Source organism: Psychromonas sp. Urea-02u-13 (assembly GCF_002835995.1).
In the GTDB taxonomy this organism is placed as follows: Bacteria; Pseudomonadota; Gammaproteobacteria; order Enterobacterales; family Psychromonadaceae; genus Psychromonas.
Window position 1 is genome coordinate 1 of record NZ_PJBZ01000041.1, and the last position, 16282, is coordinate 16282.

The following is a 16282-nucleotide window of genomic DNA, read 5'->3' on the forward strand; positions in this document are numbered from 1 at the left end:
TCAGGTATTGCTAAAACAAACTTTAAATCAAAGGGAATACAACGGAAGTATTGAAACGTGCATTGTGTAATGACAGACGCTTTGGATTGTGATTTTTGAATTAGTGCTGAGAAATTAAGAGTAGAAAATACAAACATCAAAACCAGTGAAGTGCGAGTCAAAAAGGTTCGGGTGTCCAATCTTTTCTTTAAGGCGGTGAAAGATGCGAAAGCAACTGGACTTAGCCAAAGTAAAGCTTCTAAAGCAACTGGTTTATCAGTAGCAACGGTTAAACGTTATTGGAATAAAGAAATCGCATAGACAAAAAATAACTCGTAACAATTGCTCAAAGTAATTTAGGAATCTACAAAACCATGAGCAGGTTAGTTGAGCACTTTACTTGAAAAATAAAAGGTTTAGGTGCCCCAAAACCTTTTTGTTATTTAATCCTAAAATTACTTACTTGGTGATTACTTATATTGTTAATAATTTTCTATGCTTTTTAAGCATTAGTTCATTATCAGTAAACTTATTTTTATTCAGAGAGTTATATACCATTTCTAATTTTTGTTTTTCTATCTGGATTAAAATTGTCCACTCAGAATCTTCAGAAGATAATTCCATTATGCAACCTAACAAGTAATATGCATTTTTTAGAAAGACAAAATACTCAGAACTGTTACTAACTGTTTCTTCAGAGGCTTTATCTTGTTTGTAGTATTTTGGATGTTTTAGTAAAAGCGTTAAATATTCTTGGTAAAGACTTTCTACTTCACCTAGTCCATTATTATCAGCTTTTTTTTTATTATTTTTGTAATATTTTGACGCTGATGACGAATCAATAATCTTAAGTAGTTCCTGGCTCCAGCCTTGTTGCTTATAGCTACTGTAACTTCCAATTTGCCACATATGAATTCGTATTTGCCTACTAATTGCTTTTGACCAATCTTTATCTCCATCATTTATCATAATTACTTCTTCGAAATAAAAAAGCATATTAGAAATAAACCAACGATAGTGGCTATGCATTGCAGAGTCTGACTTTATTAACTCAGGATCTGGATGTGCAAAATGAGGATATTCAAGAGTTAGTTTTAAATATTGACTGTATGCAGTATGAGAAAAAGACCTGACATTATCCTTTTTAACTTCTCTTAGTTGATTGTTTGCAACATTTAACTGTTCCTTTGCCGATCTCAATTGTGATAAACCAAAAACCACTATGAATACAGTTAAAATAGCTATATTTATAGTTGCTAACCCAGAAAGGTCTGCCCAAACTTTGTCTCCTCCTGCTATTTTGTAACAAAAGTAACCGTTAATAACGAGCCATACGAAGCTAACAATATATTTAAGCATTTTTGTCAATCTCATTGTCCAGCTCCCACATTTCTTTAGTCGGTATTTGTACGGAAATCCAGTCTGTTAAAGTAGGTATTCCAACTTGGGGGTTCTTTTCCCAATTTTCCTTCCAATGCCTAATTCTGTCCTTGCAACTTTCGGTAATATGCTTGTGTTGTTCAATCATATGGATGAATTTTTTTATAGCCTCTTGAGTCTTTTTATTTTCAGGGTTTATGATTTCATTTGGCTTAAGTACAGCTTCTAATTTTTCGAAGGCTTCTAAAGTACCCTTGTAAGCCGTAGCTAACAAAATATTCTTACTGTATTTATCATCTTTGATGAGTTGAAAATCTTCTGTTCCCATTTTAGGGATTTCAATAATAGGTACATGTGCTACTAATTTCATCGGTACTGGTAATGATTGCGGTCTAGGTTTACCTAAACTCATCATTAATGGATCGATATCGACTACAAGCAATGCTTGCTCTTTATCTAATGTATCTTTTTTATTGCCGTAATATATACCTTTTGACCAACCACTATATGGTGTAATAAATGTTTGCTCATCTTTCTCAAGCCAGCTATCTAAACCTATGAAGCAACTACCTCCAGTAGAATGTCGGCCATAAACTGAATTACAAAATATAGTACTACAACCATTTGCTAACATAGCACTTTGACCAAAAATCCAATAATCTGCTTTACGTGAAGTCATAGCAGGAATAGCAATAATACTTCTTCTATAAGGCTGAAAGCCACGTCCAGTATCTTTATTAATACCAGATAAATTACCAGAAAGAGTTTCAATATCTTTCTGAACTTCAGCAAATGATTCTTGTGGATTATTTGAATTTAGAACACCAAACTTATTACATAAGTTCTTGAACTCAGAGGCAAGGTTCATATAGTTTATAGGATTAGTAAGTAAAAAAAGTTCTGCACAAATTAATTCTTGAAGATAATGTAGAGGTCTAACATGAGGTATTTTAAATAATTCTTCTATATCGTCGATACTAAAAGATGGTTTGATACCACTAATTAACTCTCTTATTTTATTTATTTCAGTTGAGAAAATTGTTTCTTTTTTTAACTGATCTAATTCATTTTCTAATTTAGACTCTAAACTTTCTATGGACCTTAATGCTTCTTTTTCAAAATTATTTATCGTGAACAATGGATTAATTGGGTACTGGTGTGGATATATTAATTCGTCAGCGGCGGCTGATGCATATTTTTTGGCTCTATTTAAACAGATAACGCCTTCATTGTATGGGATTAAAAGACTCATTATCGCCTGATACGGTTTAACCGATTCCGCATAATTTGAATTCGTAAGTTCTATTAATTTTTCATTTGAATAACCATTAGGTAAGCGATAAGTCCCCGCTAAGATGGATATATCTTTCTTTATTAATTGCTTTTTTAACCACTCTATCGTATCAGGCTGAACTGAATATTCAGGTAAAATCAATAAATCCACACCTAGTTTTTCACAGCTACTAATAGCTTTAGTTAAAACTGCTTGTCGCCTCATCTCTTCGTATTTATAGTTATCAACATCTGCAATTTGTGTCTTTGATGTTGGTAAGTCATAACCCTGTCCGAACTGACCTTTCAGTTCTAACTGAAGTAATGCTATTCGTACATGAGATGGGGATTTATTTACCTTTCTAGAACTCCATGCTTTAGTATTCATATTCTTTTGTATTTCTTCTAATTTCCTCCATATTTTTTCATCGAATGGTTTGTTCGAAAACTTTTTATTATTATTTTCAGAGTACTCCGAGGTAGTATCAATGACAACTTCCTCTGCAAAGCTATCACCAGCTTCTTCAGGTGCAGTGGAAACTTCCTCTGCAGAGCTATCACTAGCTTCTTCAGGTGCAGTGGAAACTTCCTCTGCAGAGCTAGCACCAGCTTCTTCAGGAACAATGACAACTTCCTCTGCAGAGCTATCACCAGCTTCTTCAGGAGCAATGACAACTTCCTCTGCAGAGCTATCACCAGCTTCTTCAGGAGCAATGACAACTTTCTCAGCAGAGCTATCACCAGCTTCTTCAGGAGCAATGACAACTTCCTCTGCAGAGCTATCACCAGCTTCTTCAGGAGCAATGACAACTTCCTCTGCGGAGCTATCACCAGCTTCTTCAGGAGCAATGACAACTTCCTCTGCAGAGCTATCACCAGCTTCTTCAGGAGCAATGACAACTTTCTCGGCAGAGCTATCACTAACTTGTATTAAAATTTGTCCGTAAAGGTTGCCACAACTAGAAATATATATAGGTTTATTATCGTGGTGAGTTTCTGTCCATGAACTCACTAATTCATTTTCTATATTGTTGTAATATGGTTTATTGTCATTTGCTGTCGATGCCGCAATATCAACCTGCCACTTTCTTATAAACCAATCATTTTGAAAATTACATTTTGAAGCCTCATAGCTAAATCGTTTATTTTTGGCTACTGTAATAATATTCTGAGAAACATAATCGAATGCATCATTGGAGGAAATATAATCTAGGATATTTAGTTGAGATATAATAGTTTCAATATTAATCGTAGGAAGTGTGTGCTCTATAGGCCAAACTTCATTCTCATCTGTTTCATATTTAAAAGAAAGCAAGTTAAGAAGCGCAGGCTCATCAAATAATTCTTTAAGGTACTCTGTTGGAGTGGAAACATTTTTGCCAGAAGAAATCAGTATATTCTTCTTAACTAAAGCTAAAATATACCAACCGAGGGGCGTGATTTCATTAAACGAATTTTGAGTAGCTTTATCCTTAAGTAGGCTTAAGTAATACTCACCTAAATCTTTAACACTATTTTCTTCGGTTTTTTGTCTAAGTATTAACGTTTCGACTTCAATAGTTAGCTCTGCTTCAAGCGGTAACTCAGATAGTTGTTCTATGATATCTATATTTTTATATTCATTTAATGTTCCTGAATTTAACGCTTCAGACTCAAAAACGATAGCTTTTAACCATGCTTCTATCAGGTTAAATTGGCAACCTAGTAAAACAATCGATTTAATTCTTTTTACATTTTTATCTTCCAAATTTATACTTGTGCTTGAAAAGGTACTTAAAAACACTTGGTACAAAGATAGCCAAAAATGACAGCTACTCCGTAAAGTTTTACCACCTGCATTTATATCTTCGGTATTAACTTTATTTAAATGAGAAAACCATTCTAACGGTATACGATTCAAGGTCGCCTTAATAGCATTCCCATACAGCTGAAATAAACCACCACCAATCGTAGAAGAAACTTTATTGTCTAAACGTAAACGCATTAATTGCGTCTCCATCTCAGAAATAAAAGCATATGAATATTCGTCTAATTTATTATTGCCCTCCGGAAATTTTTCTAATAAATTTAACGTTCTTTCTATTGTTAACGGTAACTGTTTTGTAAAATTCGAAAAAACAGGTTTTGAAAAATAAATAGAGCCATTTAGTTTATTAAGCGAATTTTTAAGCAATCTTGTTTGTGGTGTTTCAAATACATTATCAGCGTCTTCATTTACACTGGCATATTGATCTAATTCTCTTGTGAATCCCAAAATGTCAGTTAGAGCGGTACCTGCTTGCCAGTATTGACTATTATGATTTGGAATCTGTAATGGCCTTAATCCCATTCCACCATTACGGATAAAAGCTTGTGGGTATGAATGATTCATATTCGATGGCGAGATAATACAAACTGGATTATCTACAAAGTCTCCAACTTTAGAGGGTAACACCTTCATCGCTAAGTTGGACCAAGTCGGAACTCTAGACCCTCCTTCATTACATTGTAAAATTGATCTATAGGTATTTGCGGTCCATTTTAAAATATTCGTATCGATAATTTCTAGCATGTTGGGAGGTGACGATAGAATATTTTTAGCTGAATTCAATGATGAAGCATTGGCAGTCTGAATTAAAACCTGACCTTGATTTTCTGGTGACTTTTCCTTCCAATCAGTTCGAGTAGAGCTTAAATCTGAAGATACAAATATATCTGAATAACCTATTTCACCATCGGTACTTAACCGTATTAACCCTGAAATATCAGAACTTTGCTCTCTATCTACCGAACACCCATAAATTGTATTTTCATCAATTGTTGGCAACGGAGTTATTAATTTATAATCACAACTGCCAATGCTCGCATTAATTAACCCATTCCACCTTTTTGACAATACATCTATTAATTGAGAGTCAGATGTTAAATTACATATAAAATGTAATGCCCTGATTGCAAGATTATTATCTGGATCTTGCATGGCCTTCGTGTGTGAATCATCTAAAAAAAGATTAAAAAGTTTAATTGATTCTGAAAGATCATTTTCTACCAATGCTAATGCTTCTATCTCTCCTGATATTTGCTTTAATACATCATGTTTTATCGAAATATCAGAAGGCAAAGTACTAAACTTTAAATATATCGACTGTAGCAATATGCACAATGATCTTAATATATATTCCCTTGGCATTTCTAATTTTTGAATGTTTGTATTTTGCTCACAAATCAATTCTGTAATATGGGTTCTAATTAAACTTAACTTTAAATCATCATTATTTAACTGCGAATTCATATCAGAGATTGAGCGTTCAATTTTTTCACTTGATGATGTAGTAAAATTATATTGCCTTGCATGCCATAATAAATTTGTCCGTTTTTGCCAATAAGTTCTTGTTAACTCGATTTTACTCGATCCCCAACCACCACTGTTTATTAATCCTTGGTCAGACAATATGCCTATAAGATTGTGATCCTTAATTAGATTAATAATTTTTACTCTTACATCTAATTTAATTCTTAATTGATTTTCATCTAAATTGGCATCAGTCCAAGAATTTCGTTCTATAACCTGGTCTAAACCGTCTAAGGCAAGTAAAAGAGGATCTTCCCAAGGACATTCTATTGGGTTTAATTTTTGGTTTAAGTGAGATGTAACTTCATCCCACAAATTTTTATAATCAACAATTAACGTTGAAATTTCTATATTTGTACTTTTACTTTCTATAATTACCGCAAACCAAATCCATTTAGTTAATTTTTTGATATCAGAAAATCGTAATTGCTTTCCATGCGCTGCCAAATTTATTTTTAATTTTATCGTAGCAATATCATCGGTATACAGTTGCTTATTATTAAGTAAACCTAAGGCTTCGTACCTTTCAATTTTTTCTATAAATTCAATGTCTTCAATTTCTACTAATTCTATATTGCCATCGGGACCAGATGAAGCTAATGCTTTTCCTTGTGTCAAATATAATTCAAACTCTTCAGCAGACATAGGCATTGGCTGTTCTTTTGCTATCAACTCTAGCTCTAAATTATTAACAGCATCTTCAACTACTACTCTAAGTTGTGCCAACAATGTAGTATCTTCAGCCAGTAAAACCATATCATCAACATAACGTGCGTACCAGACAGGGCAATAGCCAGCAGAATCGTTGTGCTTTTCTAAAAATTCCCGCGCGACATGATCAACTTTGAAAAGGACTAAATTAGCTAGAAATGACGAAAGATCAGGCCCTTGTGGGATACCTTGAAAATAATCAGATTGTTGGACTTTACCCGTTTTAGGATCATATTTTTCGTAACCAAAACTCTGCTCTAATAACCAATTAATAATCTCAACTTTTTTATCCTCTGCTTTCACTTTAAATAAAGTCATAAAACTATCGTCTGTCACTTCATCAAAATTGGCAGGCAAACAGTCCCTTAATGCATTTTGCACAACATGTCGTTTCAATCTGTCGTAATAACGTTTTAAATCCAACCTCACCATATTAACTTGAGGCATTTTGCTTGCCGCATTGTTTATAGATTTAGTAAACTCTTTCCAGCAGTCGAAATATGGTCTAAACATTCCTGACGTTTGCGGTACATCACGGCCTTCGACTATTTCCATATCAATTTGATACGCAAAACTTAGTGTTGTCTCATAAGGTATATTTCCGCCTTCTCCAGTGGTTATGGTTATTTTACTTTTACTGTAATAGCGTGTTGCAGGTATATTTAAACTGAAATTATCTATATTGTCGTGTCGCTCAGTTAGCAACTCACTTAATATATATTGGTGAGACGTTAAATCCTCCAAACAATGCTGAGACATCTCTCGAAATTCCTCACCACCAATATCCCTTGAAACTCGAATTGTATTTAAAGGTTCAATTGGTTTTAAATCACCTTTAAATACATAAAATCGATCGATTAAAATCATTTCAAGGGCAGAGAAGCACATTTCAACACGTCGCCATTCGGCATCATTAGCAGGGAATGTTCCGGTACGTGCCATAGAAGATTTTGCAATTGAAAATGCTAATTGTAATCGTTGGCTTTGTTGATAAATAAAACTTTCATCAGAATATACATTTGGAGTGCTGTGAATATGACTAGCGCTCTGTAAAAATTTAAACCATTCACTTTGATCATATTCTTTTGCATAATTATCTAGAGAAAATTCGGCTTGTGTATGAGCAAATAACTTATTCCACTCTTTTGAAGCTCTTATTTTCAAAGAGTATGGAAGGTCTTTGTAATAATCGTTATTTTGAACTTCTTCTGTAGAAATACTTAGTTGGTTGGCAAGAAATAACGCAGGTAAAGGGTATTCTATCTTATCTATTTTTTCTTCAGCTTCTTTGCAAGTTAAGACTCCCTTCAAATATAAATCAGGATCAACTTTTTTACTATCTATTGAGTGAATAACCCTCATTTCGAAGTCACCCGGATTACTAATTTTGTAAAGTTTTTTGATGGCACTAGCTGTTGCTCTAACACCTGCACTATCATTATCGAAAAATAGATTAACCTCTAGCAATTTACCGGTACGGCTCAGTTGTAACGCTAAATCATAAATAGATTTACATTGATTTTCTGATAAGTTTGCACCAAGTATAGAAACGGCAGGTAAGCCCCATCTTTCAAGCCTAATAGCGTCAAATAACCCTTCACAGACATAGAGTTTTACTAGCTTCTCCTTGTCTTGGCGTATGTTTTTAAATGCAAATTCCGAACGATATAATAGGCTGGATTTGTTTAAATTTTTAGTAAATAGGTATTTTGGACCAAGATCTATATCTGTAAGCCTACCAGCAAAGCCTTTAAGCACGCCTTCACTGGTTCGAATAGGAAACAATAAGCGGTTATTTCTAAAGTGATCATAATACAAATTATCTAATAGCAAATTCTTTGTTTTATTTACTTCATTTATTATTTTAGAGCGTTTAATCAATCCTGCACTTTCGTATAAATCAAATACAGAAAGTTTATGGGTATCTACAGGATATTCTAAAGAGTTAAGGTGAGTAACAAGTGAATGTTGCCCAGCAATACATAAGTCTGCTTTCTTAACAAAATCTAGGTCATATTCTCTTTCTGATAAATATCGGTTAAATTGACTTTCATTTTGGGTACTCTTAAAGAATTCTAAAGCATATTCATAAGCATTCTTTGTGATTTTATCATATACCGTTATCGCCTTATTTTTACTTCTAGAACTACTTCGGGTAACTGTTACATTATACTCATTAGCAAGCCATTTATGTGCTTCGCTAAAGGTTATACCTTTATTTTCTTTGACAAGAGCAAAGATATCTCCATGGGCTCCACATGAAAAACAATGGTATTTAGAAACTCCGTCCGGATTGTTGTCGTATAGCTCCATTGAAGGCTTTGTATCTGGATGAAATTGACAAATAGCTTTGATGCTATTCCCACTTCCTTTAGTTTCAATGCCTAATTTTTCACATAAACTATCTAATGAGACTGTAGTTAAAAGGGTGTTGGTAGCGTCTTTAAAATTCATTTTTTATCTTCTTATTATGGTGAAGCTATACTGGGATATATATTTACTTTTATAGACAATATTGTTTATTTCATTCGGAATGAATCCACCACAATTCCATCAACAGTGGAAGTCCCAAAACTCATACAGTATATTCTTTTAAATCATTATATTTAAAGGAAATATCATATAAAGGAATTATCATACTCTACTTAGAGCCTGCAATAAATGTTCTTCCGCACCTTCAGTAAATGGCATGCCACTTGAAGTAAATATCGACATTTACAATGTAAAAGTAAATTTGAATCGGAGTACCCTTTCGCAAATAAAGATGACTGGCGATGTTGAAAGAAAACGAGTCAACAGTAAACCGTATTCTGATATTTTTTATGCTGATAGGCATATTACTCTTTATGCCACTTGCTCTACTGTTCGATTATAAGAATCACTTAAAATTGAAGCGAGAACTTAAGCAACAGGGTATTGAATATAAAATAAGGTATTTAAATGGTGAGTTTTATTCATGAAAGAATAAACCAACTGAATAGAGATCTCATTTTTTAAATTACTTTGTTGTTCAACAAAATGCAAAACCAATGGTTTTACACCTAATATAGCCTGAAATTAATGATTGTATCGGGCGGTGACTTTTTTTCAAAGTGGTACCAAAAGTGGTACCAAAAGTGGTACCAAAAGTGGTACCAAAAGTGGTACCAAAAGTGGTACCAGAACAAAACAAGAATAAAAATACCTCTAACTATCAACGACTTAAGAATAATTCAGTCATTCCCCCATCTCCACCACCTAAAAAAAGATCGTGACACTCATAAACTTAAATTGTTAGTTACTTGATTTAATTGCATTTAAAATAGCTATTCACTATTTTCACAGCGAATCTAAGTGGTGGCACAAACTCCCGTTTAAGTTTTCCTTGGCCAGTTAAGCACTTCAGCAACACCTGACATGGAGCGAATTATGCAACAGCATAGTGCAATGAGCGCGTTAAGCTCTGCGTACGCTTTGTCAGGTGTAAGATCAGAAGTGCTTAATTGGACAAGATGAGAAAACTTACGGGCAGTTTTCTTTTGGTTCTGTTTTCTTTGTCTGTATGAAAGAAGCTTACTACTTCACACTGCGAAACTGCGTTTCGGTTGTTCATTCGCTACTCGCCTACAGGCGAAACCTCTGATCATTAAGATTAAATTCTGCATCGATGAGCGCAAGCGACCTATAAACTAAAAAACTGCGAGATGTTAGTCAAAAAGGCTCGAGTGTCCTGCCTTTTTCAATATGAGATACTTGAGCCAAATTTACGCGTTGATTCCTTTAACGCTGGGGAAGATCGGGGACACCCATAAACTTAAATTTTTAGTTGCTTGATTTCATTGGCATTAAATAGCAAGATCGGGGACCCTCATAAACTTAAATTGTTAGTTACTTGATTTTATTGGCATTAAAAATAGCTATTCACTAGTTAGTCAAAAAGGTTTGGGTGTCCTCTCTTTTCTATGTCTCTTTTCTTTAGATTTATATTCGGATATATATGCAATATAATTTCATGTTACTAATGTATTTTATTTCATCCATATCCTTTGCTTCTCACGAAACTACAGATTGATTCAACAAAGCGTAAGTTGCCTAAAAAGCATTAAGCATTTTTTTCATCTATCGTAGCCATTTTGCAGGTTGTGGTTTAAGTTTCAATAGTTCTTTCAACTTAGGGTCAAGCGCATTGTAATGCGCTACCGTGATAGGGTAACGATCAATTAAAACTCCTTTATGCTTCACATGTTCACTAACATCATCACCATGTAAAATAGGATCATATTGATCGTAATGTTTATCAATATCTAAATACCCGTCACCTAAACATAACAGGCAATCACTAAGCCATTCATCACAAACAACACCACCGCAACCATGACAAGCAACACGAACCATTGATGATCTTTCAAAGTGAAATATAGGCATGTATTCAACCTTCTTACCAGTGGTAGCCAATACAGACCAATTACCATTTAAAATTTGTTCTTCTGAATACGCTTCCCAACATTGATCTTTATAACCTTTCAGGTCTTTATTAGGCTCTTCTATACCTTGTAGAACATCATTTAACGTTAATGCTTTGCCGCTACCATTACATAGAAAACAAAGCCCATTGTTAACGTGCTTATACTGCTTAAATGATTTACGACCACCATTACACCTACCACAAACACCACTATTTTTAAACTGCATCTTAAACACCACTCAATTTTTTATAGTTTTCTGTAAGCAGGTAGCATCTGTTTACTCACTTTATTTAAACTCATTTTTGGTGTGTTTTCTGGTAAACCCCAGTTGCACGAAATCTGTCTAGGGTGTTCTTTAATAGGTTTAGTTTGTTCAACTTCCTGAACTTTAACCACTCTATAACCTGCCCTCTGACAACCCAAAAAATACCATTTTCAATATGCCTATACTTTTGAATCTACTTTTTGTTTCTTATCAGCAGGTTTCTCGCCAGAGGTAGAACTATCAGAACGATATAAAGTCCAATAGTTAAACTTAATATTTCCAGACCAACACATAACAACCTCACAAAAACAATAAAATACCACGAACTTTATAATATCAAACTAAAATTGTATATATAAATGCCTGATAAAATACGAATGAAATCGAATGAAAATTCAATGACGACAACGAACAATAAACTGATTATCAAACAATGCAGACGACGGTTCGACTCCCCAATAGGAATATAGAACCCACATTTTGTACCACAGATTTTAGAATAAAATTTCGAGAGCCATATATTACAGATAGTTACGCTAGGTTGGTGGAGACGGTGAGAATCCCCCCATCTCCACCACCTATGAGGTTCTAAAGTATTAAGAACCGACTAAAGCCTGTCATATCAGCTACCACTGATGTTACAGGCTTTTTTTATACCTATAGTTTTTGTTCTAAATGCCATTTTGCTACACAACCTGCTACACGAGGTGTTACACAAATGGCCATCTCCACCAATCTAGCTCTACGCAATAATACTTACTATTTCCGCAAACGAATTCCCTCTGACCTAATTAATCTACTAAAAAAGAAAGAGTTCACTGTATCTTTAAAAACAAGTAAACTATCTACTGCGCTTGTAATGACAGATAAACTACTGACTAAAGTAGAGAATCAATTCAAAAGATTAAGGTCACATAAAATGAGTAAAGGCGGTGTTTACGTTTATGAAGGCACTGCAGTGCTTAATGAGGATAATGGGAAGACTGTGTCAATTCCTTCAATTCGCCAATCAGTAACAGCTTCTGACGGTACTAAAACAGAGTTCGTTATTGACCACAATGGAGATGTTGAGGCTGAACGAGAATCAATGTTGCAACTAATTCGTGCAAATATGAGTAAACCCCCTGCCCCAGTAATTAAACATACCTTAAAACACGTAGTTGATGAATACATTAAATCCAAGCAAGCAAGTGGCTCTCTTAATGAAAAAAGCCTTGAGTCATACATCAATAGTTTGAAACTGCTTATTGAATACTTTAGTGCTGATTTTGACCCAAGTGAAATAAAGCTTATTAAAGCAGAAGACTTCAGAAACATTCTAATGAAGTTACCGCCTAACCGTAATAAAGCAAAGGCACTAAAAGGCTTATCATTACAAGAGATGTCCGAATTAGGATTAGAACCACAATCAGCAACAACTGTTAAAGGTTGCGTTGAACGTTGTAGTACTTTTTTTGATTGGGCTGTAAAAGCTGACTTCGTGGATAAAAACTACTTCCACAAGATGAATATTCCGATGAAAAAGAAAAAAGAATCAGCAAGTCGAGAACGTTGGATCGATAAAGACCTCAAAACACTATTCAGCACTGATATATACACTAAACACGAAATGGAGCACAGCTATTACTACTGGTTACCATTGCTTGGTTTATACACTGGCGCACGAATTAATGAACTAGCTCAACTGCAAACTAGTGACGTTAAGAAAATTGATGATATTTTATGTATTTTTATATCTGCTGATGGTGATGGCCAAAAACTTAAAAATGCTAACTCAGAGCGTATTATTCCAGTACATCAGCACTTAATTGACCTTGGTTTTATTGATTATGTACAAAACCGTAGTAAGGAAATCCGTTTATTCGCAGGTTTACTTAACAATAAAGGTGAAGTACCTCGTGATGGTTTTAGCACTAAAGTTAGTAAATGGTTCAACAAATACATTAAGCGCTTCGGCATTAACAATGTTGTATTTCATAGTTTTAGACACACTGTTGCTGATGAATTTAAACAAAAACAAGTGCCTGAAACACAAGCAATGGGAATACTTGGTCATAAATCTCAATCAATTACTTATGCGAGATACGGTAAGGATTTGAATGTAAAAATTCAGAAAGAGACTATTGATTACTTGGACTTTATTGCAGTGTTGGAAAATGTTAAGAAGTGGGAATAAAGTGACAATGCATTATCGAGTATGTGAAATAAACTCCACATAAAAACCTTATTTTAATCAAGGGCTTGATTTTAAAACTAGCGCCCCCAACTCTTAATGTCTGATGTTTTAAGGAGTAATATATGACGATTCACAGTGACTTTAAATCTTTTTTAATAAACCTCCAAATAAAAGAGGCAGGCCAAATTAGCAGTCGATATGGCAGTATTACACGTCGATTAAACATGCATTTTCGTGATACTGAAAGCCGAACATCACATAGCTTACAAGTAGGTTCTTATGGTCGATATACTGGAATAGATGGAATATCTGATTTAGACATGCTTTATATAATGCCCTCTACTTCTTGGGATTTATATAAGAATGACCAATCCGGATTACTTGATGCTTGCAAAGAGCAAATTAGAAAGACTTACCCTTCTACCGAAATCAAGAAGGATCGTAATGTCGTTGTTGTACGTTTCGCTAAATTCCTAATTGAAGTCGTCCCAGTCTTTGAGCAAGTAGGAAAAAAGTATAAGTATCCTGATACGTACAAAGATGGTTCTTGGAAGATATGCGATCCTAATGCAGAAATGAAAGCATTTAAAGATAAAAACTCTGAAAGAAACAATAACTTAAGAGCCCTTGCTAGAATGGTTCGTGCATGGCGCAATAGAAACAATATAGAGATGAGTGGATTTTTAATTGATACTCTGTGTTATCGATTCATCACTGATAATGAAGGTTTTGATAAATCTAGCTACGGAAAATACGATATTTTGGTAAGAGACTTCTTTGAGTTTTTATCAAATGAACCTGTTCAGAGTTTTTACTTTGCTCCAGGTAGCAACTCAAAAGTTAAGGTTAAAAAGAATTTTCAAAGTAATGCAGAAACGGCAAAGGAAGCTTGTGATAACGCTATATCAACACGCCAAGAACAAAAAGAGAGTATGTGTACACTGCATTATAGAAGTGTGTTCGGAAACAAGTTCCCGAACGCCATAACAGTTACTAAAACAACTACAGAAGAATTTATTCAAGATAAGTACACTTTGAATTTAAAACATCGCATTTCATTAGATTGTGAAATAAAAAATGATAGCATGACAAGATTTTTATCTCGTCTTTTAAACGCTAAACAAAAAATATCACAAGAAAGACAATTGAAGTTTATAGCCAACAACATAGATATTATCGGAGAGTTTAAAGTTGAATGGAAAATCCTTAATCAAGGTAAATTTGCAGAAGATAATCATAAAACTCGAGGAGAAATATTGGATGATGATGGATCTAAAACCAGAAATGAAAGATCAAAATTTAATGGTGAACACTTAGTTGAGTGCTACGCGATACAAAATGATGTAGTTGTTGCTAGAGAAATAATAGAAGTACCTATCGCTTAATACGGACGATTGACATGACAGAACAAACACTTAAAAAACAAATAGCCAGAGAATATTACAATGTAATCTATGGGGCCAAATTACAGCTTTCTTCTTTAGATATTTGTGAAAAGCTACCAAGTGTTATTAGCTTTTTATCATTATCAGTAGGAATCCTTACGCTATCTTTTGAAGTATTTAATAACAAAGCACTTGCTTCATTTATATTAATAGCAGGTGTTATTGGATTAATGCTTAGACCAAGAGAATCACAAAAACCTTTATACCAAACTGCAGGTAGTGAGCTAACTGACATTAGTAAAAAGCTTGAGTTACTTCATTCGCGTGTAGATGAATCAGATCCAGAGTCAGAATCGAATGGGAGAGCTGAATTGGAAAGACTTCAACTCGAGCATAGTCAAGTACACCTCCCTCCTCCTATTTTATTATCTTCATGGTATGCGCATTACAAAGTATTCTCAGAACAAAATAACAAATGGTTTTGTAATGAACTAAATTTGATATGGAAAGATAAGGTTCCACTTACATTTAGGGCATCTATTTTATTATCCTTGATAATGGTACTTCTATATATCAACCCATACTGCATTATTAGTAGTACTTGGGATTGCATAAATGCACCTTGCTCAGAGACTTGTTGGAGCAAGAGTATTTGTGAAAATGATAAAGTTAACTTACCTGAAATCCAATAAGTTACTACTAAACGAGTTCCTTAACTCAAACGATAATAAGTAATCCATAAATTGTAAAATAAGCAAAACCGAGCACACTATGATAGCTGAATTTTGTTCCGCCTGAGTTATTATCTATTGGGATTTATGTACACCCAGAGCAACTTAAAAGTTATCAATCACTATCTTGATATGAACTGTATTTACTAAGTAAAGGTTATCTTTGCTTAGTTTCTACAACCCTTTGATTTTTTCAATAGACCGTTCTTTTTAAAAACAACTACCTTTAGCAATCTGAAGCTGTTGGATAGCTATCCCACTAGTCCCGCCCTATCTTTGTAGAATCACTTGTTCCAATGACGTTTAACAGTGAAATCCTAATACATTATGCAATTACTGTTTTAGTTGTTTGTCGATAGCATAACTTCACTGCATTTGTTGAACCTAAATAGTCCGTATACACATAAGGAGCAACCCAATGACTATTTCAGAAGTAATTAATATTTTAGAACTAAATCACGATACGCAAGACGTGGCATCACTATTCAATCGTGACTGCAAAATCGACGGCTATACGCGAGAAGATGTTGAGCAGTATGATAGTTTCTTAGAAGATTTCAGCTAGAGATAATAGAATATAGAAAAGGCCACTCAATTGAGTGGCCTT

7 protein-coding genes are annotated in these 16282 nt (G+C 34.1%); 4 read left to right on the top strand and 3 right to left on the bottom strand.

Annotated elements, in window-relative coordinates; translation table 11 throughout:
* Positions 1–453: 453 nt before the first annotated feature.
* From CXF74_RS03765 to CXF74_RS03785, 3 genes are all read right to left on the bottom strand, one after another.
* Positions 454–1353, bottom strand: coding sequence for a hypothetical protein (locus tag CXF74_RS03765; RefSeq protein ID WP_101081070.1), 900 nt, complete (start codon positions 1351–1353; stop codon positions 454–456).
* Entirely contained in the window at positions 1331–9127 is a 7797-nt protein-coding gene (locus CXF74_RS03770; RefSeq protein ID WP_101081071.1) for a CHC2 zinc finger domain-containing protein, read from the bottom strand. Before CXF74_RS03770 ends, CXF74_RS03765 begins: the two co-directional genes overlap by 23 nt.
* A gap of 1644 nt (positions 9128–10771) precedes the next feature.
* Positions 10772–11344 carry a hypothetical protein gene (locus CXF74_RS03785; RefSeq protein WP_101081074.1) on the bottom strand — a complete coding sequence of 191 codons (573 nt, stop codon included), beginning with the start codon at positions 11342–11344 and terminating at the stop codon, positions 10772–10774.
* Between the two features lie 757 nt (positions 11345–12101).
* On the opposite strand from CXF74_RS03785, the gene CXF74_RS03790 reads away from it, so the two are divergent.
* The 4 genes from CXF74_RS03790 to CXF74_RS21895 all read left to right on the top strand — a co-directional run bounded on the left by CXF74_RS03790 (position 12102) and on the right by CXF74_RS21895 (position 16240).
* Positions 12102–13559: a site-specific integrase gene (locus tag CXF74_RS03790; protein ID WP_101081075.1), complete on the top strand. Its 1458-nt coding sequence runs from the start codon at positions 12102–12104 to the stop codon at positions 13557–13559.
* A 122-nt stretch (positions 13560–13681) separates the two neighbouring features.
* Positions 13682–14944: an SMODS domain-containing nucleotidyltransferase gene (locus CXF74_RS03795; protein ID WP_101081076.1), complete on the top strand. Its 1263-nt coding sequence runs from the start codon at positions 13682–13684 to the stop codon at positions 14942–14944.
* A 14-nt stretch (positions 14945–14958) separates the two neighbouring features.
* Positions 14959–15636: an SLATT domain-containing protein gene (locus tag CXF74_RS03800; RefSeq protein WP_101081077.1), complete on the top strand. Its 678-nt coding sequence runs from the start codon at positions 14959–14961 to the stop codon at positions 15634–15636.
* Positions 15637–16093: 457 nt separating this feature from the next.
* The gene (locus tag CXF74_RS21895) at positions 16094–16240 is read left to right on the top strand and encodes a hypothetical protein (RefSeq protein WP_157822324.1); all 147 of its coding nucleotides are present in this window, start codon (positions 16094–16096) and stop codon (positions 16238–16240) included.
* The last annotated feature ends 42 nt before the right edge of the window (positions 16241–16282 follow it).

What these genes read in the sequence shown, in the direction of transcription:
- CXF74_RS03765 (WP_101081070.1), bottom strand. Translation starts at nt 1,353, where the DNA reads ATGAGATTGACAAAAATGCTTAAATATATTGTTAGCTTCGTATGGCTC.
- CXF74_RS03770 (WP_101081071.1), bottom strand. Translation starts at nt 9,127, where the DNA reads ATGAATTTTAAAGACGCTACCAACACCCTTTTAACTACAGTCTCATTA.
- CXF74_RS03785 (WP_101081074.1), bottom strand. Translation starts at nt 11,344, where the DNA reads ATGCAGTTTAAAAATAGTGGTGTTTGTGGTAGGTGTAATGGTGGTCGT.
- CXF74_RS03790 (WP_101081075.1), top strand. Translation starts at nt 12,102, where the DNA reads ATGGCCATCTCCACCAATCTAGCTCTACGCAATAATACTTACTATTTC.
- CXF74_RS03795 (WP_101081076.1), top strand. Translation starts at nt 13,682, where the DNA reads ATGACGATTCACAGTGACTTTAAATCTTTTTTAATAAACCTCCAAATA.
- CXF74_RS03800 (WP_101081077.1), top strand. Translation starts at nt 14,959, where the DNA reads ATGACAGAACAAACACTTAAAAAACAAATAGCCAGAGAATATTACAAT.
- CXF74_RS21895 (WP_157822324.1), top strand. Translation starts at nt 16,094, where the DNA reads ATGACTATTTCAGAAGTAATTAATATTTTAGAACTAAATCACGATACG.